This window comes from Mesorhizobium sp. WSM3879 (assembly GCF_002294915.1).
In the GTDB taxonomy this organism is placed as follows: Bacteria; Pseudomonadota; Alphaproteobacteria; order Rhizobiales; family Rhizobiaceae; genus Mesorhizobium.
In genome coordinates this window covers 134,353-155,809 of record NZ_NSFZ01000009.1, presented here as the reverse complement: position 1 = coordinate 155,809, position 21,457 = coordinate 134,353, and the positions used below count along the sequence as shown (strand labels likewise).

Genomic DNA, 21,457 nt, shown 5'->3' with positions numbered 1-21,457 from the left:
CTGGGCCTACTTCCCGGTCATCCGGTCAGCAAGCTGCTGGGCCTCGGCAAGCAGTGCCGGGAAGGCCGGATCGCCCGGCAGGCGCTCGCCCATGCAGGCGCGATAATCGCCGTCGCCTTTTTCCCAGGCGGCGTTGGCGGAATCATAGGCCTGCTGGTCCTTCAGGTCCGAGTTCTGATAGGTCTGCTGAAATTTCTGGGCAGCCGCGTCCGCCGCGGTCCAAAGCGCCTCGCAGGCCGCGATCTTCGGCACGGCCGGTGACGCGGGCGCCTCGGCGATCAGGACGCGGTCGCCCTTTACCACCGCGACGACGACCTGCTGGTCGTAGATCGGTCCGACATCCTGCGTCCAGCCGCCGAGCCGCGCGACGGCGATATCGGCGCCTTCGGGCTTCTTCAGCGAAAAGTCGAGCGTCTTCACGAATGCGGCGTCGCTGCCGATAGCCTGGGTATAGAAGGCGTCTAGCTTGAGCGCCTCGTCGATGCCGGCGGGCAGCCGGAGGCTTTCATCCTCCTCGTCAGCCTTGGACCGCAGCCAGCGCTCGACCAGCCCGCGTGTCGTCGCGACGATGCTCGGGCCGGCGTCGCTCTTGGCGTAGCGCAGCCCGTCCAGCATGCCGAAGCCAATATCGGAGGCGCTCAGGCTCTGCAGATTGATCGTGCCGGTTGCCGGAAAATCCTTGACCGAAAGCGGGCCGAGAACGGCGGAAAGACGCTTTTCCAGATCGGCCAGCGCCTTGGTGTTGGCAGCATCGAGTGTCTCCACTTCCGCGTTCGAGCTCTCTTGCGCCGCGATGTTGGAAATCGCCTTGTCGCGCGCGGCGATATAGTCGTCCTCCGGCGATGCCGCGAAAACCACGCCGCTCGCCAGCGCGAACGAAAACGCCCAGACCAGCCGCATTCTATAACCCCAATTCAAACCAAAGCCCCTGTGGCCTTCGCCTGACTTGGCGGCTTTTGCGTGGCGGAATCCCCGGGAGAACCCGAATTTTATCCGGCCTTCCGCTTCTCTACCTCCGCCTTCCTCAGCAGGAACCGCTGGATCTTGCCGCTCGATGTCGGCGAGGAGGTGAGGCACGCCGCGACAGTTGCGCTCTACGGCGCTACCCTCTGCCCTGCCGGACATCTCCCCCACGAGGGGAGAGATTGGCAGTGCCGCTGACGGCTCTCCCTTTGCACCGTCGATGATTGGCGAAAGCCGGCGCCACATCTGATCTCCCCCCAAGTGGGGGAGATGTCCGGCAGGACAGAGGGGCGAAGGAACGCAAGCTTTCGTGTCCAGAGCACAGCCATGATGTCGGGGACGGACCTTCTAAGGCGGGCGCAGGCCCAGAGGTGAGGGACGCACCCGGCGCCACACCAGTCGATTGGGAGGATGATCAGGGCGGCGCAGGGCTTGGCCAGGCCGGTGCCGGCCTGTACAATCTTAGGGTGAATGCAGGGAAGGGAGCGCGCGATGCGGCTTGGTCGGGATCTCTGTCATTTGACGGTTTTGGCCTTCATCGCCGGACTGGCGCTTTGGCCGCACGCGGCATCGGCCGATCCCGTCACGCCCGCGCGCATCGCCGCCGCCTTGCCGAAGCTCGAAGCGCTGGCGCAAGCCGCCGTCGCCGATGGTGCCGTCCCCGGCCTTGCCATCGGCGTCGTGCATGACGACAAGGTGATCTTCCTCAAGGGTTTCGGGCATCGCGAAGCCGGCAGACCGGAGCCGGTCGACGCCGACACGGTGTTCCAGATCGCCTCCCTTTCGAAGCCGATCTCGGCTACCGTCGTGGCAGCGCTGGTCAGCGACGGGGTGGTATCCTGGGATTCGAAGATCGCCGACCTCGATCCGGCCTTCCGCCTTGCCGATCCCTATCCCACCGGCGAACTCACCATCCGCGATCTTTTCACGCATCGCAGCGGCCTTCCCGGCACTGCCGGAGACGACCTTGAGGGCATCGGCTACGACCGCGCCGAAATCCTTCGCCGCCTCCGCTTTGTGTCGCCATCATCGAGCTTTCGCGCCGGCTATTCCTACAGCAATTTCGGGCTGACCGAGGGTGCCGTGGCGGCCGCGAAGCCGACAGGCAAGCCCTGGGAGACGGTCGCGGAGGAAAAGCTCTACCGCCCGCTTGGAATGGCAGCGACCAGCTCCCGTCACGCGGACTTCATCAGCCGCGCCAATCGCGCCGCGCTGCATGTCAAAATCGACGGCGTCTGGGCCGCAAAGGTCAAGCGCAATGTCGATCCTCAGGCGCCGGCGGGCGGCGTGAATTCCAGCGCGCGCGATCTCATGCAATGGATGCGCCTGGTGCTCGGCGACGGGGTTTATGCCGGCCGGACGCTGATTGCTTCCGATGCGCTGCGACAGACGCATTTGCCTCACATGGCGCTCGGCCGCAATCCCGTAACCGGAGGCGAGTCTTTCTATGGCCTCGGCTGGAATATTGATTTCGGCCGGCACGGCCTGAGCTGGGGCCATGCAGGCGCCTTCAGCGTCGGTGCGCGTACGGTGGCGACGCTGTTTCCGCAGGAGAAGCTTGGCATCGTTATCCTTACGAGCGCCTTCCCGACCGGTGTCCCGGAAGGGTTGTCCGACAGCTTTGCCGATCTGGTCTTCGACGGAAAAGTCGAAAAGGACTGGGTCGAGGCCTGGGACGGAATCTATGCCGGGATGCTGGGTCCGGCGATCGCCGCGGCCAAGGCCGAATATGCCGCGCCACCGTCTCCGCCAAGGCCGGCCCGGCCGGCCAGCGCCTATTCCGGCCGCTACGCCAACGACTTCATCGGCGACGCGACCGTGTCGAGCGCGGGCGACGGCCTTGTGCTCGAGGTCGGGCCGGCCGGAGCGCGGTCCTATTCGCTGACGCATTTCGACGGCGATCTGTTCCTGACCCATCCCGACGCCGAGACGCCAGACCGGCCGGCGGGCGTGAGCTTCGTCGTCGGCCCCGATGGTAAGGCCTCGGCGATCACGATCGAGTTCCTCGACGACAATCGTCTTGGCAGGCTGCAGCGGGTGGGTGACTGATCGCTTCACCCGGAGCCGTGCGGCTATTCTGGGTGAACGACAGTATCAAAACAAAGACCAGCGGGCTCAGGATGCCTGCGCGTAGCGGAGCAGCTTGAAGCAGTCGCCGCTGCCCGACTTCGTCTGCGTCAGCACCGGTTTCGCGCGGTCGATCCATTCCTGCTGCGATTTGGTGTCGGTCTCGATCGCATCGACCGGTGCAAGGGCGACGAAACTCTTTCCCTTGCTGAACAGCCAGCAGGCGCGGGCGAGAAACCGCCTGCTGCGCTGGCGCAGCAGGTCGGCGTCATAGAGGATGTCGAGCACCTCGTGCTTGATCTTCGGTTCCTTGTCGGGCTTGGCGACCGCGGCTTCGACCGCCTCGTCGCCGATCGCCTCATGCAGGTCCTTGTAGTCGAGGGCTAGCTGCGTCGTCGCGTATTTGATCTCGTTCTCGTCGCGGACGATGTTGAACCACAGCGTCGGATCGATCTCGTTGACGACAAAGGTGGCTTCGAGGTCGCGCGACAGGTTCAGGATTTCGAAGTCTCGAACATCGACATCACGTTCGACCAGCAGGATCTTTTCGATCTGCTTGGCGAGCTCCGTTCCCGTGGCGGTGATCGCGGCGTTGCTTCCGCCGTGTTCGGGGCCGACATAGGCGCTGCCCTCATCCAGTATCTCGTCGAACTCGCCCAGCGTTTCGATGACCGGGGCGCCGCGGGCAACGCGCGCCGCCAGTTTGGCGAGAACCTGCTGCAGCTCGGTCTCGCGCTTGCGCTGGTCCTGATAGTTCTGCTGGAAGAAGAAGATGAACAGAGAAACGCCGATGCCGATCAGGATCACGCCCAGCTGCGAAAAGATGTTGCGGTAATATTCCAGCAGCTTTTCGCGATGGCGCAGTTCCTCGCGCACGCTGTGCGCCACGCGCAGATTGACGATCAGCGAAATGATCAGCAGCCCGGCACCGACCAGGATGAGTCCACCGATGAGAAGGTAGCCATGGCCTGCGCTGAAATCCATTCGTGTCCCCCGAAGCCTGCGCCAAATTAGCGCCAATTTCGTCGCGCTCAAAGCCACGAGACAAGCCGGGCATCAGGCCCAGCCGGTCTCGCGCGCCGCTCCACCGCTCTGCGGCAACCAAAACGATTGACCCGGCCATCCATCCGGCCGATATCCCGCGCAAGTTCGTACCGAGACCCCAATGACCTCAGATACCGATCTCAAGGAAGCCGCGCGCGGCCCCGACGCCGCCTGGCAGGACGACGTGCGTGCCGGCGTGCGCCATGTGCGCGACCTCGCAGCCCTGCCGCTCTCACCGGCCGAGCGCGCCGCTGCGCAGCAAGCCGCCGCCGCCCACAAGGTGCGCGTGCCGAAAGCCTATCTCGACCTGATCGACTGGAACGATCCGAACGATCCGATCCGCGCGCAGGTGATCCCGTCGCCGGACGAATTGATCACTGCCGAGGGCGAGCTCGGCGATCCGATCGGCGACCACGCCTTCAGCCCGGTGCCCAGGCTGACGCATCGCCATGCCGACCGCGTGCTCTTGTTCCCGACCTATCAATGCGCGGTCTATTGCCGCTTCTGTTTTCGCAAGGAGTCGCTGACTTCGATCGGCCGCGGCTATACGCGCGAGGCGCTGGAGCCGGCCCTCGCTTACATCGCCCAACATAGCGAGATCCGAGAAGTGATCCTGACCGGCGGCGATCCGCTGTCGCTGCCCGACAAGGCGCTCGCCGAAATCCGCGCCCGTATCGAGGCCATCCCGCATGTGCGGCTCCTGCGCATCCACACCCGCGTGCCGGTGGCGCTGCCGTCGCGCATCACGCCCGGCCTGACGGCATCCCTGCAGGGAAGACTGATGGTGACGGTGGTCACCCACTTCAACCACCCGCGCGAGATCACGCCGGACACCGAAATGGCCTGTCGGACCATGCGGCAGGCGGGTTTTGTTCTGCTCAACCAGAGCGTTCTCTTGAAGGGCGTCAACGACAAGGTCGAGTTGCTGGAAGAGCTCTGCCGCGAGCTGATCTATCGGTTAGGCGTAAAACCTTACTATCTTCACCATGGTGATCTGGCGCCGGGCATGGCGCACCGCCGCACCACGATTGCCGAGGGCCAGGCGCTGGCCGCGGAACTGCGCCAGCGCCTCTCCGGCATCTGCAACCCGACCTATGTCATCGATCTGCCCGATGGCGGCGGCAAGGTGCCGCTCGGCCCCAGCCACATCGAGGGCCGGGACAGCGAGACATGGCGGATTCGCGGGCAGGACGGGAAGGTGAGGAAGTATCGCGAGGTGGTTGCCTAGTTCCTCATTTCGTCAGGCGGCAGAGGAACTCCCATCCCGCCCCCCGCATTCTATAAGCGGGGGCTCGAAGGAGAGCAGCGTGAAGGCATTGTTGGGAATCGTCGGCGGCTTCGTGCTGACCCTGGCCGTGTTTGCCTCAGGGCTCGCCTTCGCCACTTGGCTGCTGGCCGCCAAGCCGGTGCGCCAGGCAACGCCGGCGATCGGCGTTTCCGAGCTCTGGACCAAGGACGCCAGGCCCGTCGATCCGGCGAAGCAGGATCTCGAGCGCATCCCGGCCCAGCAGGCCGCCGGCGCGTCCGTTAAGGCGGACGAGGGGGCCAAAGCGGCGGATACGGCCACGCAGACCGCAGCTCTCCCAACGCCGCAAGCCGCCGCGCCGCGGCAGTTGCAGCCCTTGCCCGAGGTCTCTCCGCCAAATGGTTCACAGACGGGCCAGGCCGATGCGGCTGAACAGCCTTCGGAGCAGGCGCCGGCCCAGCAGGCACAATTGCCCGACGCGCATCTCGAATGGTGCGCCAACCGCTATCGCAGCTACCGCCCGCAAGAAAACAGCTACCGCTCCTACAGCGGGGAGATCCGCCCCTGCATCTCGCCCTATTTCGATCCGGGCGGCGATCGCACAGCCTCGACCGACGGGCACCAATCCGATCAGCCCTGGATGAACAATCAGGGCGAGGTGACTGACGACCAGGCCGAGATGGAAGGCTACCCCACGACACGGGACGGCTACGCGACGACCTATGGCGGCCCGCCGGAAGAGATTTTGCCGGAAGATCAGCCTTCCAGAGATCGGCTGCTGGGCCCGCAAATGTCGGGCGATCATATCGAGTCCTGCTTCAGCCGCTATCGCTCCTACGATCCGCAGGACAACACCTACCAGCCCTATGACGGCGGCCCGCGCCGGCAGTGCGAGTAGGGCAGGCCCACGTTCCTGCGAAGTGACGCTGGGCCGCTGAATCTGGCGCGAGGCACTCTTTTGTAACTCAACATTGGCCGAATGCGTTATTGTTGCGGACGCAGTGGCGGACTGTAGGCGGCCTTCACGCCTCAGGTGCGCGAGGCCCGGCAAGCCGCCTACGGCCTGCTCGCCGGCGTCATGATCGCCGCAGCCGGTGAGGGTGCAACTGGCGGCTTGAGCTCTCGTCAGGCTGGAGCGGGAAGCCGAGCGCGGCAGGCCATCTCCCGGGCCTTTGTTCATGGCGCCGAGGTGAAAGTGAGACACCCGTCGCCGCCCCGCATGCAAGCCCGGCGCCCGCCCGGGCGACAGGGCTCGAGCCATTGCCTGCGCAAAACCGCACCAGCGCCGCGACCGGTCCGTTTTACGGTCGCACAGACTTCGCCGAGCAAAGCCATATCGGCTGCCTTTTCAGGAACATTCTGCCTTCTGCGAAGTTTGGCGGCTGGCCCGCTCATTGAGGCCAAACCGGTTGACAGGCGGGCTTCGGGAGGAAGCTATGACCGCTGTCACGCCTTCACTTCATGTTTGTCGCCGCCGGGCACTGCAAATCGGTCTTGGAGCGACCCTCGCTTCAGCGGCCGGCATTGCTGCGACTTCGTCTGCTGTCGCGCAGGACGACATAAAAGACGAAGACATTTTCCGCTTCGCGCTCAATCTGGAATATATGGAGGCCGAATATTACCTCCGCGGCACCACGGGAAAAGGCATCGAGGACTCGGACATCGGCTCCAAACCCGGCGACGTCGTCGGCGGCAAAAAGGTTGCCTTCGATACGCCCGCGCTCGGTGAATTCATGCGCGAGGTCGCGGAAAACGAACTCGCCCACGTCAGGTTCTATCGCAAGACGCTGGCGTCGAACGCGGTGGACCGGCCGGCGATCGATTTCGATGCCGGCTTCGCCGCGGTCGCCAAGGCGGCCGGCCTCGGCGACGATTTCGATGCGTTTGGCAATCAGATGAATTTCGTGCTCGGCGGTATGCTGTTCGAGGACGTCGGTGTCACCGCCTACGCCGGTGCGGCAACTGTCCTGAAGAACAAGGAATTCCTCGCTGCCGCGGCTGGAATTCTCGCGGTCGAGGCCTATCACATGGGAATGGCGCGATCATCGCTCTATCGCATGGGCGAGAAGGCCTGGAAGGCGGCGAATGCGGTTTCCGACGCACGCGACAAGATCGATGGGAACGAGGACAAAGACCAGGGCATTCAGGTCGACGGCAAGGCCAACGTCGTTCCTTCGACGCCGGATGCGATTGCCTTCACAAGGACGCCGCAGGAGGTGCTGCGCATCGTCTATCTGACCGATCAGTCGGGTGTGAGCAAGGGCGGCTTTTACCCGAACGGGATGAACGGAACGCTCAAGAGCACCTAGCCGTTAGGGTGGAGCCGGTCACGATGATCTGCAACCCGGGCCGAGCAGCATTCGGCGCGGGCATCCGATTTCGTTTCGACGAGGCAGGCAATGAACGTCAGCAGCGAAGCGACCAGATCTTTTTGGACACTCGACACCAGCTTGCCCAACGCGCCTTGCCTCGAGCAGGATGAGCATTGTGACGTAGCCGTCATCGGCGCCGGCATCGCCGGCGTTTCCATCGCCTACGAACTGGCATTGGCGGGACGCAAGGTAGTGCTCGTAGATCGCGGTCCCTTGCTCGGCGGCATGACATCGCGCACGACCGCCCATCTGGCACCCATCTGCGACGACGGCTTGAGCGCGCTGATCGACATGCGCGGCGAGGCTCTGGCGCGGGGATTCCAGGAAAGCCAGCAGGCCGCCGTCGACCGCATCGAACGCCATGTCGCCACGCTGGAGATCGACTGCGATTTCCGCCGGCTGGACGGCTTCCTGTTCCCGGCCGCATGGATGGACGAGAAGGAGGCCGCCAGAGAATGCAACAAGGAGTATGCGGCTGCGGCAAAGATCGGCGCCGAGGCTGAGCATGGCAAGGGTGTGCCGCTCAAGGGCCATGAATCGGCGCCCATCCTGCGCTATCCAGACCAGGCGACCATCCACCCGCTGAAATATTTGCGCGCGCTGCTGGCCGATTTCGAGAAACGAGGCGGCAAGGCATTCGCCGACAGCGCCGTCATCGAAATCGAGGAGGGGGACAAGGTTCGCCTGAAATGCGACGGCGGCTCCACCGTCACGGCTTCGAACGCGGTGTTTGCCACCAATTCCCCGATCAACACCTGGGTCAAGATCCACAGCAAGATGGCGCCTTACCGCACCTATGCAATGGCTTTCGACATTGCCAGGGGAACCCTTCCGGATGCGCTCTACTGGGACATGGATGATCCCTATTACTATGTCCGCCTCAATCCCGGTCCCGGCAAGACGGACTGTCTCATCGCCGGCGGCCGCGATCACAAATCGGGCGAAGCGGATGACGGCGCGGCGCGCTTTGTCGCGCTCGAAGCCTGGATCAGGGCATTGGTGCCCGATCTTGGCGGAGAACGAGCGCGATGGTCCGGCCAGGTCCTCGAAACGATCGACTTTTGCGGCTTCATTGGCCGAAGCCCCGGCAACGGCAACGTCTTCATCGCCACCGGCGACTCCGGCCAGGGCATGACGCATGGCGCCTTGGCCGGACTGCTGATCCGCGATCTGATCGTGGACGGCTCGAACTCCTGGGAAGCCGTCTACGCCCCCGACCGGACGCCGCCCGCCGCGCTCGCGCACTACGTCAATGAGAACCTTACGACGGTGAAGAACCTTGCCGGCTATTTGCTGCCCGGTGAGGTCAAGTCGGCCGACGCCTTCGAGCTTGGCGAAGGCGGCATACTTCAGGACGGCTTGAGCAAGTTCGCCGTGTGCCGCGATCGCGACGGCAAGCTGCACCGGCATTCGGCGAGTTGCACGCATCTCGGCTGCATCGTGCACTGGAATTCGACCGAGCAATGCTGGGATTGCCCCTGCCACGGCTCGCAGTTCGCGCCGGACGGGACTGTCCTCAACGGCCCGGCCATCCGGCCTTTGGGATAGTTCGGCTGGAGGGCATTGGATCGGCGATTCCCAGCCGCGGGAAGTCGAGTCGAATCGCGTCGGGAGAAGTGGGACTTTCCCACCTCTGTCGCTATTTTCGCCTTGCCGGCTTCTTCTTTGGCTCCGTTTCAACCGGCCCGCGGGCGAGCCTGGCCGCGCGGAGCCGTTCCGTCTTTGCCTGCCGCGCTGCCGCTTCGCCCTCGATTATCGTGCGCGCCGTCTTCGTGGTGGCTTCGCTCTTGGCGTCGCCCTTCGGCTTGAACACACTGGTTTCGGCCATGGTCTACCTCGCTATTTGAAACGAAGAAGGCCGGGCAAGCCCGACCTCCCAAAGCATGTCTCCCGAAGTGGGAACCGGTTACGGAAAGACATGCGTGAAATCCCAAAACATGTCGCCCGAAAACGGGAACCGGTTTCGGGCCGAAGACATCCGCAAACCAAAGTGCTCCAAGGCCAATGCCGGTACATCCGCGGTCAAAGGCCATGGATGCACGGCATCAGCCCGCCTGGATATTCTCCGCCGAGCTTTTGCCGTTCCGCTGGTTCTTCACGATGTCGAAGCTCACCTTCTGGCCCTCCGCTAGCGAGCGCATTCCGGCCCGCTCGACGGCGGAGATATGGACGAACACGTCCGGCTGCCCATTGCCCTGCTCGATGAAGCCGAAGCCTTTCGTGGCGTTGAAAAACTTCACGGTTCCAGTAGTCATACGATTTTGCCTTTCAAATCGACGCAAATCATCGTCGCCTGGCTGCGTGCCAAACGTCGCAGTCTTCGAAATTGAGAGGGAAGATCGTCAGGGCGCCGAGGCGCAGAAACAACATTCGTTCAACAAGTTCGATTGGAAAAACATAGCGCTTAACCGCAGCGGCGACAAGGCGAGGCGAAATAATATTATCGACGGCCGTTGTCTGAAAAGCTTCCGGGCGACTAATTGCGCCTGCGTCGCCCGACTCCAATAGCGGGCTTCCGCTTTGCGTCGATGAAAGCGCCGAGAACCGAAATTCCGAGCAGATTGTTGGCCCGCTAGCCCCGCTGAGCGTTCCCTGCCGGCTCACGCCATGTGTCGAATTGTGTGCTGGATAGACGCTGCGGCGGGTACTGTGACCACCCCGCCACAAAACTTAGACGCGCCAGTTCCTCAGCGGCCGCCACCCGCAAAATTAACCTTTTGTTAACCATTCGCCCGGCACCCTTTAACCATTGAGTAAGGATTCGTCTGGCCGTGACCTTCGCCGCCCCTTTGCACAACAAATCCATCCGCTTCCGCGCCCGCTCCTTCGTCGCTTTCACGCTGACGCCGGAGGCGCCGATCGACGAGTGGCTGGAGGGGCTCGATCACTGGATCGGCAACTCGCCGGGCTATTTCAACGGCCGCCCGGTAGTGTTGGATCTCAACATTTTGAAGCCGGGGCCGGAGGAGATCGCAGCACTTGTCGGCACGCTCGCCCGGCGCGGCATCCGCGTCTACGCGATCGAGCTCGAAGGCGCCGAGCTCGGCCCCGATTTGCCGCCGCTGCTCGCCGGCGCCAAGGAGGCGACCGCCGAGGGGTTGCTGGGCAGGGCCGCGCGCAAGGCGAAGGCGGAAGAGATCACGGTCGAGACGGCTACGGTCGAGGACGTGCAGCCGGGGCAAATGAGGGCGCCGCAGGATGAGCTGGCGAAGCTCGATGCGCAGAACGCGCGAGCCGCCGAAGCAGCCAAGTCGGAACCGGCCGGGTCGGGGCAGGGTGCTGCACCGGCACGGCACGAGCCTTCCGCCGGCACCCTGATGATCAAGGCGCCGATCCGCTCCGGGCAGTCGGTCTTTCATCCGCATGGCGACGTCATCGTGCTGGGCTCCGTCGCGTCCGGCTCGGAAATCGTCGCCGGCGGTTCGATCCATGTCTACGGCACGCTGCGCGGTCGGGCGATCGCCGGCTCGGAAGGCAACACATCGGCGCGCATCTTCTGCCGCAAGAACGAGGCCGAGCTGCTCGCCGTCGACGGCTGGTACACCACGGCCGAGGAGATGGAAGGTGTTTCGCGCGGCAAGGCGGTGCAGGCCTTCCTCGAAAACGATGCGCTGTGCGTGGTGCCGCTCGGCTGAGTCTTTGGCCGCGCAAGCTTCGGACCGGTTTCGCGTGCCATTGTCCTTCATGAGTCCGCCGTGCCCGGCACGGCCAGAGAATAAAAATCGCCAACGGAGGCTGGATATATGGGCAAGGTAGTCGTGGTCACCTCGGGCAAGGGGGGCGTCGGCAAGACAACCTCGACGGCCGCGCTCGGCGCTGCCGTGGCCAAGACCGGCAAGAAGGTTGCGCTGGTCGATTTCGACGTCGGCCTGCGCAATCTCGACCTCATCATGGGTGCCGAGCGCCGCGTTGTGTTCGACCTCGTCAACGTTATCCAGGGCACCGCAAAACTGTCGCAGGCGCTGATCCGCGACAAGCGGCTGGAGACGCTCTATCTGCTGCCGGCCTCGCAGACGCGCGACAAGGACGCGCTGACCGAGGAGGGCGTTGCCGAAGTCATCGCCCGGCTGCGCTCGGTGTTCGACTATGTCTTCTGCGACAGCCCGGCCGGCATCGAGCGCGGCGCCCAGCTTGCCATGCGGTTCGCCGACGAGGCGGTCATCGTCACCAACCCGGAAGTGAGCTCGGTGCGCGACTCCGACCGCATCATCGGCCTGCTCGACGCCCGCACCATGAAGGCCGAGCAGGGCGAGCTGATCCAGAAGCACGTGCTGGTCACGCGCTATGACGCGACGCGCGCCTCGCGCGGCGAGATGCTGTCGATCGACGACGTGCTGGAGATCCTTTCGACGCCGCTGCTCGGCATCATCCCGGAAAGCCAGGATGTGCTCAGGGCCTCCAACCTCGGCGCGCCGGTGACGCTCAGCGAGCCGATCAACACCGCCGCCAAGGCCTACCTCGAGGCGGCGCGGCGCCTGGAAGGCGAGGACCTGCCGGTGGTCGTCCCCTTCGAGCGCAAGGGTTTCCTCGAACGGCTTCTCGGAAGGAGGGCGGCATGAGCATTCTCGACCTCTTCAAGCGGCGCACCAGTGCGCCTGTGGCGCGCGAGCGGCTGCAGCTGCTGCTCGCCTATGAACGCCAGAGCCGTGGCCAGCCAGACCTCGTCTCCATCCTGCGCGAGGAGATCATGGCCGTCATTGCCAAGCATGTGCAGATCGACCAGGACTATCTCCAGGTCTCGATGGATCGCGGCGCGACGATGTCGACGCTGGAGATCGACATCCAGATCCCCAACAAGAGCGCCGCGCCGCTCGCGATGGCCGGGTGACTCCTTACCCTCCCCCTCGTGGGGAGGGTCGATCCGAGAAGCGGATCGGGGCGGGGTCGGTGCCGACCCCATGCGGACCTTCGGTCCGACCTCCCCAAGCATGGAGGTAGAACCCCGGCGCTTTTGCACCGGCCTATCAGTCTTGGCCTCTCCGGCGCCGCTAACTCTTCGTCATCCTCGGGCTTGACCCGAGGATCCATGCCGCGAGGTCGGCCGAAGAACGCGGCCGATCAGAATTCTGCGCCGCGGCGTCGCTCTAACGTTCCGGCATGGGTCCTAGGGTCTGCGCGCGTCGCTGCGCTTCTTGCTCCGCCCTAGGATGACGAAGGCGATAGACCGCGATGTTCAGCGCCTCTGCCCCCTCACTCCGGCTGGTACAGCTCATCCATGCTGCGTGCCGCCAGTTCCGCGAACGGCGCCTGCTTCTTCACCCGCCCATGCTCCAGGATCACCAGGTCGTCGCAGAACGCGATGGTCGAGTGGTGATGGCTGATGACGATCGTGGTGCGGCGGCCGGCGCGCGATTTCAGCGTTTCCACGATCGCCGCTTCCGAGAGTCCGTCCACTGCATTTGTGGCTTCGTCGAGGATCAAAATGTCGGGGTCGCGCAGCAGCGCTCGCGCCAGCGCGATGCGCTGCCTTTGCCCGGCCGACAGGTTGACGCCGCGATAGCCGACCACCGTCTGGTAGGCCTGCGGCAGCGTCTCGATGAAGCCATGCGCCTCGGCGAGCATCGCCGCCCGGCGCGCCTCTTCCGCGCTGGCCGTGTCCTTGCCGTAGGTGATGTTGTCGAGGATCGTGCCGTCGACCAGCTCCAGGTCCTGGCTGGCCAGGGCTATATGCGCCCGCCATTCGGCCGGGTCGATCTCGCCGAGCGGCGCGCCGTCGACGAGGATGCGGCCGCCATCGGGCTCGACGAAGCGGCAGAGCAGGTTGACGATGGTCGTCTTGCCGGCGCCGGAGCGGCCGATCAGCGCCGTCGAACGGCCGCTCACGATGTCGAAGCTCGCCGCATGCAGCACCGCCGCGCGCTGCTCCTCATTGGCATAGCTGAAGCTGACGCCCTCGAAGGCGATCTTTCCGCCGAGTCCCGCGAACGGACGGCTGCCCGTGGGCGGCGCGGCCTTGCCCTCGGGGTCGAGCAGCCAGGTCACCTCCTCCAGCGAGCCGGAAAGCCCCTGCAGCTGGCTCCAGGTCATCTGCAGCGCGCGCACATGCGGCTGCAGGCGGTAAAGCAGGATGAGGAAGGCGGCGACCAACGGGAAGCTCAGGCCAGCAAGCCAGGCGCCGATCACCACCGCCAGGAACAGCACGGCGTGCAGCACTTCGGTGAGCGGCGCCAGCGCGCCCTGGCGGCTGGAAAGCGTGAAGGCCGCCCGCCGCACGCTGTCCGATGCCTTCTCGAACGCCGCCTTCTCGCGCGCCTCCTGGCCGAAGATGCGGATGAGACGGCCGGCATGCACCAGGTGCAGCATCTGCGAGGCTAAAGCGCTGTTGCGCGCCGCGACGCTGCGGCTCGGCGCCTTGAGATGCGCCGACAGCGCCATATGTGCCGCTTGCACCAGCGCCAGGCCGAGCATCACCAGCAGCGTCATCTGCCAGGATAAGAGCAGCAGGAAGGCAAGCAGGATAACCGCCGCCGAGGCGCTGACGATCGCGCCCAGCATCCCCTGCATGGCGTCCGACGCCCGCCAGGATTCGTTGGAGATGATGTTGAGCAGCCGCCCTGGGCTCTCCTTCAAGAAGAACGGATAGCCGACGCTGAGCAGGCGTTCGGCGAGCGCGCCGCGGATCGACTGGCCGGCCTTGCCGTAGATATGCGCGGTCAGCACCGCATTGGCGAAGGCAAGCAGGTTCTTGAGCAGGATCGAGCCGAGGATCGCGGCCGAAATCGCGATCAGGCGCTCGCGCTCGCCGAGCCCGGCGCCGACCTTCTGCAGCAGGGCGGAAAGGCCGGCCATGCCGGTCGCCTCGCCATGTCCCATGATGATGCCGAGCAGCGGAATGATCAGCCCGATGCCGAAGCCTTCGAGCGCAGCACTGGCAAGCCCGAGCGCGACCACGACGGGCAGCAGGCCGAGCTGACGGCGGCCGAGCGCCCGCCGCAGCATCGCCAGTGTCGGATGCCCGCTCATGGCGCGCCGGCCTCCGCGCTGACCTCGGCGGCTTCCTCAGCGTGCGGCGGCTGCCGATCGGGCCGGCCGGCCAGCACGAGCGTCATGAATTTCGCCGCGCCCGCGAGGTTCATCAAAACGATCGGCCAGTGCGAGAGCCTGAGATCCTGGTCGAAGCGCGGGCCGCCGATCAGCTCGCGCGTGGCGGCACGCGCCGCCCAATAGAAATGGCGAAGCAGCCATGGTGCGCGGCGGAAATGCTTGAGACACAGCGCGCCATTGCCGAAATGGTAGTCGCGGTGCAGCCGATCGATCGCCTTGCGGCCGCGCCGGCCGTGGTGGTGGAAGATCGTCATGTCGGGCACATATTCCACCGCCATGCCGGCGAGCATGGCGCGCACCAGGTAGTCGGTGTCTTCCGCCGAGCGCAGCGGCCCGCCGGCGCCGAAGCGTTCGTCGAAGGGGCCGATGCGAGCGGCGACGTCGCGATGCATGGTCATGTTGCAGCCGAGCACGAAGCCGCCCGGATGCACGGCGGGCGTCAGCCGCTGGCGCTCGTCGCAGCGCTTGATGGTGAAGGGCAGGTCGCGCGCATCGCCGAGCTCGACGCGGCCGCCGCGGATCAGCCATTTCTCGCCGTTTGCATCATGCCGTTGGAGATCGGCGAGGTAGTTGCGGTCGAGCCTGCAGTCGTCGTCGATGAAGACCAGCACGCGCCCGCGCGCCCGCGCCAGCCCCGCATTGCGCGCCGCCGCCAGCCCGGGCCGCGGCTCTGAGATCGCCGTCAGTGGAATGTCGGAGCTCGCGGCGATCCGGGAAAGATATTCCGCCGTGCCGTCGCGCGAGCCGTTGTCGACCACCACCAGTTCGGCGGCGAAGGCGGGATGCGCAAGACAGGCGGCACGGATCGAATCGATGCAGGCTTCAAGCACCGCCGCGCGGTCACGGGTGCAGACGATGAAGGAGACCTGCGGCCGCTGCCTGGGCCAGGGAGGCGCGGGCAGGGCCGGGTGCCGGGGCAGGGGATGGCGCGCGTCGTTCATGGAGAGGGCTCAGCGCTGAGGCTGCTGACCTCCCCGCTTGTCAGGGGAGATTGGCTGTCGCGCCGGCTTTCGCCGATTTCCACCGCCGGCGAGTGGACGCGGCCAAAGCTGCTCATGCCGCCTCCATCCTGTAAGGCGCCAGCACCGATGCCGCCGGCGTGGATTTGAAGCGGTAGGCGAGCCTGTCGGCCTGCTTGCCGGCCCACATCGAAGCCTGGCTGAGCCACGGTGCCCAGGCCCCGGGGCGCAAGGCATATTGCTCGCGGCGGCGGATCGCGTTCCATTTCGCGGAAAGCGTCAAAAGCTCATGCGTGAGCGCGGGTTGCTCCTCGTCGTTGACGAGCTGGTAGAGGAAATAGAAGAGGTTGAGCGCACCGGCCTCGAAGCTCGGGCGCACCGCCGCGGGCAGCGCGGCAATCCGCTCTTCCAGCGCGCGAATGAAGGCCGCCGCCCCGGCCACCGTCGCGACGGAAACTTGATCGCCGATGGCGCGCAGGTCCTTGGTATCGTCTGTCAGACCCTCGCGCTCGAGGTTTTCGCCGACGATCCGGAGATGCGTGCGCCGCATCTCCTCCACATGCCGGCTGGTCACGCTGCCGGAATGCACGCGGTAGACCAGCAGCCTCTCCTCCATCAGGGCCGCCGGATAACGGTCGGCGAGCCGGCGGAAGAGGTCGAAATCCTCGGCATGCCGGTAGGCGGCGTCGTAATGAAGGTCGGCCTCGCCGATCACCCGGCGGTTGTAGACCACGGTCGGGTGCATGAAGATCGTGAAGAACTTCGCGAGCACGGCGAGGTCGAGGCGGAACACCGGGTCGAACCTGCCGGACGCGATACGGCCACGCACCAGCATGTCGACGATCGAGCCGCAGAAGCCGAGCTCGGGGCGCGTTGCAAACAGCGCCGCCTGGCGCGACAGCCGCCAGGGATAGGCGAAGTCGTCGGCGTCCATACGCGCGACCAATTCGCCTTGCGCGCTCGCCAGCCCCTCATTGAGGCTGGCGACGAGACCGCGGTTCTCGCGTGAAATAATGGATACACGGCTATCCGCCTTGCGGCAGCGGTCGAGGATCTCCAGCGACCGGTCGGTCGAACCGTCGTCGATCGCGATGATCTCGAGCCGGCTGTAGTCCTGCCGCAGGATCGATTGGATTGCAGCGCCGACATAGGGCTCGGCATTATAGACCGGCAGCAGCACGGAGATGAGAGGAGTGGCGCTCGCCATCATCGCCTCGCCTCGGTTCGCTGCAGGTCGAGCGCGGACACGCTGGCCGGCGGGCCTATCCAGCTTGTCTCGCCCGCCATGCCCGCGCGCGACCGCGCGACATAGGGGAAATAGCGCTTGAGACTGTTGAGCGGCTTTTCGAACAGCGCCCAGGAGAGTGAGGCGACAAGCAGCGTGGCGGCGCCTGCGACAAGGAAGCGGCCAGGCCCTTGCTCCGAGACGTTGAGCGGGATCCAGGGCTGCGCCTTGACGGCGTAGGCGAGAAGGATCGGGTGGTAGAGATAGACGCCGTAGCTGATGCGGCCGAGGAAAAGCAGCGGTGGCAGTTCGGCCAGCTTGCCGAGCCTGCCGCCGAGGCCGTTGGAGCAGGCGGCGACGATCGCCACCAGCGGCACCAGCGGCAGCACCTGCACCAGCGCCCAGTGCCCCCACTCCCATGCCGAGTTCGCCGGTCCCGGATCGGACCAGACGACGAGCAGGAAAACGACCGCGAAAGCCGGCCAGCCGAGCCGCATCCAGCGCGGCACATCGGCGCCCCTGGCGCGGCGAACGGCAAGCAGGGCGCCGCAGCCGAGCGCGTCCATAGAGGCCGGCGGCAACAGGTCCCGGGCGAGCGCCGGGTTGGCGGTGAGCGGCCAGTAGAAGCGGTACGCGAACGAGAAGAGGATGACGCCGATCGTGATCGCCTCGATACGCCGGCGCGGCGCCAGCAGCACGATCAGCGGCCAGGCGAGATAGAACTGCTCCTCGATGCTGAGGCTCCAGAAATGGCAGAGGAGCCAGGGGTTCCAGTCGTTGCGCAGCGCATACCAGAAGTTCGAGAGATAAAGCGCATGCCAGGCAAGCGACGAGCTGGACTCTTCCAGATTGGTGACCCAGACCAGGGCCAGCACCGCGAAATAAGGCGGAAAAATCCGGATTATGCGCCTGGCGTAGAAGGCGCGCAGCGCTGGCCCGGAAGCGAATGCGTTGCTGTCACGCGCGTCCAGCAAAAGCCGGGTGATCAGGAAGCCGGAGAGCACGAAGAACAGCCGCACGCCGAGATGGCCGAGGAAGGAGGTGCCGTTCGGCGCAAGGAAATGCGCGTAAAGCACCAGCGTGACGGCTACAGCTCGCACTGCATCAAGCTGGATGTCGCGCTGACCTGTCATTGGCGGGGTCCCCCGGCTCCGCCGTAAGATCCTGCGCTGGACCTGCAAAGCACGCCGGCTCGGCCTGTCGACGAATCTCCGTCCGGGGCGAGAGTGCCGTCCTTGGCTATCAGCGGAATGCCCATTCGGCTCAACGTAGCGGCATCCTCCACTGCCCATGCTGGTTAACATCTGTCTCGGCTTATGTTGCGGCGCAACACACAATGCTTACGGGTTTGAAATAAAGCTGTGATCGGGAAGGTTGCAGAACAAAGTTGTCCGCGGGCGATTTGGCCTATGGTCCTATATACGCAGGGGGCGTTTGGTCCGACTTTGGTAGTATTTATCGCCAAGGATGTTGGGGCTTTTCGCTGCAACCGGAGCGCGTGTTTCGGCCTGTATTTACAGTAACGCCTCACTTAGCTGAACATTGCTAAGCGGCGTTGTGAAAACTGTTTTGACTTTCAAAGTCTTGTGCGGTGCAGCAAACCAGTCGCGAGACCTTAGAGGTCTTGTCCAACCATCCGGCCCCGTTGCCTCAAGACAAGGGAACCGCCAGTCTCTATCTCCACCTCGGACTGGGCGCGGGGGATGGAGAAGTGACGTCGACGCCGATCGCAAAACCGCAGGCGCCGCTGGGGGCCTTGCCCGTGCTTGGCCTGCTCAGCGCCATCCTTTCGGTGCAGGTTGGCGCCGCCTTCGCCAAGGGCCTGTTTCCGGTCCTTGGGGCCGAGGGCACAACGATGCTGAGGCTCGTCATCGGCGCGTTGATGCTGGCGGCAGTGCTCAGGCCATGGAAAGTGCTGCCGACGCGAAAGGGATTGCCTTGGCTCGCCGCCTATGGCGTCACCGTTTCGGTGATGAACCTGCTCTTCTATGCCGCGCTCGAGCGCATTCCGCTGGGCATCTGCGTGGCGCTCGAGTTCACCGGCCCGCTTTTTGTCGCCACACTCGGCTCGAGGCGCCTTCTCGACCTCGTCTGGGTGGTGCTTGCCGTCGCCGGCGTCGTGCTGCTCTCGCCGTTCGCCGATATCAGCCGCGGGCTCGATCCGATCGGCGTGCTGCTTGCGCTTGCCGCCGGCGCCTGCTGGGGGCTCTATATCATCTTCGCGCAGAAGGCCGGCGCCGAGCTTGGCGCCCGCACCTCGGCCTATGGCATGGCGATCGCCGCGCTGGTCGCGCTGCCTTTCGGCTTCACCGCAGCCGAACCTTATCTCACCGACCCGCATGTCATGGGGGCCGCGGTCGTCGTCGGGCTGTTTTCCAGCGCGCTGCCCTTCTGGCTGGAGATGTTGGTGCTCGCCAAAATGCCGGCGAAAGTCTATGGCATGATCGTCTGCCTGGAACCCGCAGGCGCCGCGCTGACAGGGTTTCTCTTCCTGCACGAGAGCTTGAGCGTTTTGCAATGCGCCGGTATTGGCGCCGTGATTGCCGCCGCGTTCGGCGCGGCCGTGACGGCGAGAGCGCCGGTTCCGTCAACCTGTTAAGGATCAATGCATGTCGCCTGAGGGCGCGGCGGTTTTGGGAGAGCATAGAACAACCACTCGCAGCGCGTTGCGCGAAGCGGTTCACGCGCTTATTCACGCCAGAAGAAGCCGTGCGCGCAACCGTGCCCGATCACATCTGGTGGTTGAGATAGGACTTAGGTCCGACATCGCTGCGAAAAAGGTCTGAAAAAGCAAGACAAGGGTCGTGGGCCACTTCCCCACGACGGGTTGATTAGGGATGCTGATGTTGCGACATTGCCGGTGGGGTAGTTCGGCCGAAGGGTCGGATGGCTGGCAAGGGGAGATTGGGATGCGCGTATCGCGCATGGGCTGCAGGCATGTCTTGCGGGCGCTTGTTGCGCTGGCGCTTGTTGTCGCGCCTTTTCATCTCTCCTTCGACGGTCCTGTCGTGGCCAAGGCCTATGCCGGCAAAGGCGGCAATGGCAACGGCAATGGCGGTGGGAACAGCGGCGGCGGAAACGGTAACGGCAATGGCGGCGGCAACAACGGGAACGGGAACGGCAACTCGGGCGGCAACAGCGGAAACAGCAACTCGGGCGGCAACAACGGCAACGGAAACAGCGGCAACAGCAAGGGCGCAACGAACGCTGCCGGAGCCGCCGATGTCGATGATCATGTGAATGCAGCGACCGGCGACAAGGTCGAGGTCAGTGCCAAAAGCATCCAGGTCACGCACCGGAACGGAATGAAGGAGAGCATCGAGAACGGCCGTTTCAGGATGGAGGACAAGTTTGGTCGCACCATCGTCGAGCGCAAGGCCACAGTGGCCGATCTCGATCGCCTAAAGAGTTTGTGAGAGCGAGGTTCTATCTGGATTAGATCTTAAGGGGCCAAAAGCCAGCGCTGCAAAATCAGGTTGCCACCTTTTGCTTCGTCTCTTCGGTCCTGATCGTCTTACGACAGAACTCCCGCTGCTCACCTTGCCCCCGCCTTTTGGCGGGGGTACTTTTTTGGGGCCCTTGAGACGGCTGCCGGATAAGGCGGGCTCTTGGCGCATGCCCCCGCAGTCCGGGAAACAATTCATGCGCAAACCAAAGGATACGGCGCTTTTCCGCCCAGGAGGGTGTATGCGCCGTAGCATGCCGCGGTTCGTTGAGTGTCCGCGCCGTTCTCGCGTGCGACAGTCATAATGAATTGCTAACCGCTTTCCAAGCGATTTTGGTTAACGCGACGGCAGTCGCAGCCTCCAGTTGTGTTCCCGGGTGGTGCGACAATGGTCCCCAAGTGACTGCAAAAAGGTCCGACCGGAGATGGCATGGGTCGTGGGCCGCTTCCGTAACCTTACCAAAGCGTGAATCTTGTCTGGTCAAGACACCGGTTCTGCCTTGGCGGGCTGAGAGCGGAACTTCGGCAGGGCCGAGGCGGAACCGGCATGAACCAAGGACGGCATGCGCGAACCCGCCTCAAAAAGGTTTGTCCGCCTTACGCTGCGCGCCGCGGCCGCGCTGGCGCTTTTTGCCGCGCCTGGTCATTTCACGTCCAATAGCCTCGCCAAGCTCTTGGTGGCCACCGCTTATGCCGACAACGGCGGCGGCAACGGCAATGGCGGCGGCAACGGCGGCGGGGGCAACAGCGGCGGCGGAAACGCTGGCGGCAATTCCGGCAACAGCAATGCCGGTGGCGGCAATGCCAATGCCGGTCCTGGCAACAACAGCGGCAAAGGCAACACCAGCCCCGGCGGCAAGGCCGCCAGCCGTGTCAATGCGGCGACGGGCGACATCGTCGAGATCGACGGCAACAGGATCACCATCATCCACCGCAACGGCATGAAGGAAGAGATCGAGAACGGACGCTTCGAGATGAGCGATGCGCAAGGCCGCACCATCGTCGAGCGCCGGGCGACCGAGAAGGATCTGGCCCGTCTCCTAGGCTTGTGAGGGCCGAGAGAAGCTACCCCCTTTTCCCGCGCCTTCGCAT

At 64.7% G+C, this 21,457-nt stretch carries 19 protein-coding genes; 11 read left to right on the top strand and 8 right to left on the bottom strand.

Features of this window, described 5'->3' with window-relative positions:
• Window positions 1-6: 6 nt before the first annotated feature.
• Window positions 7-900, bottom strand: a complete 894-nt coding sequence (locus tag CK218_RS20925; protein ID WP_095828808.1) for a hypothetical protein — start codon at window positions 898-900, stop codon at window positions 7-9.
• Between the two features lie 555 nt (window positions 901-1,455).
• Between CK218_RS20925 and CK218_RS20915 the strand changes: the two genes are divergently transcribed.
• The gene (locus CK218_RS20915; protein ID WP_095828748.1) at window positions 1,456-3,012 is read left to right on the top strand and encodes a serine hydrolase; all 1,557 of its coding nucleotides are present in this window, start codon (window positions 1,456-1,458) and stop codon (window positions 3,010-3,012) included.
• 66 nt (window positions 3,013-3,078) lie between these two features.
• Here the strand turns inward: CK218_RS20915 and CK218_RS20910 are convergent, their stop codons facing one another.
• Window positions 3,079-4,014 carry a hypothetical protein gene (locus tag CK218_RS20910; RefSeq protein ID WP_095828747.1) on the bottom strand — a complete coding sequence of 312 codons (936 nt, stop codon included), beginning with the start codon at window positions 4,012-4,014 and terminating at the stop codon, window positions 3,079-3,081.
• A gap of 181 nt (window positions 4,015-4,195) precedes the next feature.
• Here CK218_RS20910 and CK218_RS20905 point away from each other — a divergent pair, with 181 nt between their 5' ends.
• The 4 genes from CK218_RS20905 (at window position 4,196) to CK218_RS20890 (ending at window position 9,240) form a co-directional block, all read left to right on the top strand.
• Window positions 4,196-5,302 (top strand): KamA family radical SAM protein, encoded by a 1,107-nt coding sequence (locus CK218_RS20905; RefSeq protein ID WP_095828746.1) that lies wholly within the window; start codon window positions 4,196-4,198, stop codon window positions 5,300-5,302.
• A 79-nt stretch (window positions 5,303-5,381) separates the two neighbouring features.
• A complete protein-coding gene (locus CK218_RS20900; protein WP_095828745.1) occupies window positions 5,382-6,218 on the top strand; it encodes a BA14K family protein in 837 nt (278 codons plus the stop codon).
• Window positions 6,219-6,756: 538 nt separating this feature from the next.
• Entirely contained in the window at window positions 6,757-7,629 is an 873-nt protein-coding gene (locus CK218_RS20895; RefSeq protein WP_095828744.1) for a ferritin-like domain-containing protein, read from the top strand.
• Between the two features lie 90 nt (window positions 7,630-7,719).
• Window positions 7,720-9,240 carry an FAD-dependent oxidoreductase gene (locus tag CK218_RS20890; protein ID WP_095828743.1) on the top strand — a complete coding sequence of 507 codons (1,521 nt, stop codon included), beginning with the start codon at window positions 7,720-7,722 and terminating at the stop codon, window positions 9,238-9,240.
• A 91-nt stretch (window positions 9,241-9,331) separates the two neighbouring features.
• On the opposite strand, the gene CK218_RS20885 is transcribed toward CK218_RS20890, so the two are convergent.
• Both CK218_RS20885 and CK218_RS20880 read right to left on the bottom strand, forming a co-directional pair.
• A complete protein-coding gene (locus tag CK218_RS20885; RefSeq protein ID WP_095778968.1) occupies window positions 9,332-9,520 on the bottom strand; it encodes a hypothetical protein in 189 nt (62 codons plus the stop codon).
• A gap of 217 nt (window positions 9,521-9,737) precedes the next feature.
• On the bottom strand, window positions 9,738-9,947 hold the full coding sequence (locus CK218_RS20880; RefSeq protein ID WP_066992896.1) for a cold-shock protein: 210 nt from the start codon (window positions 9,945-9,947) through the stop codon (window positions 9,738-9,740).
• Between the two features lie 516 nt (window positions 9,948-10,463).
• Between CK218_RS20880 and minC the strand changes: the two genes are divergently transcribed.
• From minC to minE, 3 genes are all read left to right on the top strand, one after another.
• The gene (minC, locus tag CK218_RS20875) at window positions 10,464-11,327 is read left to right on the top strand and encodes a septum site-determining protein MinC (RefSeq protein ID WP_095828742.1); all 864 of its coding nucleotides are present in this window, start codon (window positions 10,464-10,466) and stop codon (window positions 11,325-11,327) included.
• A 108-nt stretch (window positions 11,328-11,435) separates the two neighbouring features.
• Window positions 11,436-12,251, top strand: coding sequence for a septum site-determining protein MinD (gene minD / locus CK218_RS20870; protein ID WP_067321964.1), 816 nt, complete (start codon window positions 11,436-11,438; stop codon window positions 12,249-12,251).
• Window positions 12,248-12,520 carry a cell division topological specificity factor MinE gene (gene minE / locus CK218_RS20865; protein ID WP_042638296.1) on the top strand — a complete coding sequence of 91 codons (273 nt, stop codon included), beginning with the start codon at window positions 12,248-12,250 and terminating at the stop codon, window positions 12,518-12,520. The genes minD and minE overlap by 4 nt, the downstream gene beginning before the upstream one ends.
• A 362-nt stretch (window positions 12,521-12,882) precedes the next feature.
• Here the strand turns inward: minE and CK218_RS20860 are convergent, their stop codons facing one another.
• The 4 genes from CK218_RS20860 to CK218_RS20845 all read right to left on the bottom strand — a co-directional run bounded on the left by CK218_RS20860 (window position 12,883) and on the right by CK218_RS20845 (window position 18,053).
• Window positions 12,883-14,655, bottom strand: a complete 1,773-nt coding sequence (locus CK218_RS20860) for an ABC transporter ATP-binding protein (RefSeq protein ID WP_245435120.1) — start codon at window positions 14,653-14,655, stop codon at window positions 12,883-12,885.
• Complete coding sequence (locus CK218_RS20855; RefSeq protein ID WP_095828740.1) at window positions 14,652-15,677, bottom strand: glycosyltransferase; 1,026 nt, start codon at window positions 15,675-15,677, stop codon at window positions 14,652-14,654. The genes CK218_RS20860 and CK218_RS20855 overlap by 4 nt, the downstream gene beginning before the upstream one ends.
• A 112-nt stretch (window positions 15,678-15,789) precedes the next feature.
• A complete protein-coding gene (locus CK218_RS20850) occupies window positions 15,790-16,902 on the bottom strand; it encodes a glycosyltransferase family A protein (RefSeq protein ID WP_095828807.1) in 1,113 nt (370 codons plus the stop codon).
• Entirely contained in the window at window positions 16,902-18,053 is a 1,152-nt protein-coding gene (locus CK218_RS20845) for an acyltransferase (protein ID WP_095828739.1), read from the bottom strand. The genes CK218_RS20850 and CK218_RS20845 overlap by 1 nt, the downstream gene beginning before the upstream one ends.
• Window positions 18,054-18,631: 578 nt before the next feature.
• Here CK218_RS20845 and CK218_RS20840 point away from each other — a divergent pair.
• From CK218_RS20840 to CK218_RS20830, 3 genes are all read left to right on the top strand, one after another.
• Window positions 18,632-19,519: an EamA family transporter gene (locus CK218_RS20840; protein WP_095828738.1), complete on the top strand. Its 888-nt coding sequence runs from the start codon at window positions 18,632-18,634 to the stop codon at window positions 19,517-19,519.
• Window positions 19,520-19,757: 238 nt separating this feature from the next.
• Entirely contained in the window at window positions 19,758-20,336 is a 579-nt protein-coding gene (locus CK218_RS20835) for a hypothetical protein (protein ID WP_348628730.1), read from the top strand.
• Window positions 20,337-20,928: 592 nt separating this feature from the next.
• Window positions 20,929-21,417, top strand: a complete 489-nt coding sequence (locus CK218_RS20830; protein ID WP_095828736.1) for a hypothetical protein — start codon at window positions 20,929-20,931, stop codon at window positions 21,415-21,417.
• Window positions 21,418-21,457 lie beyond the last annotated feature (40 nt).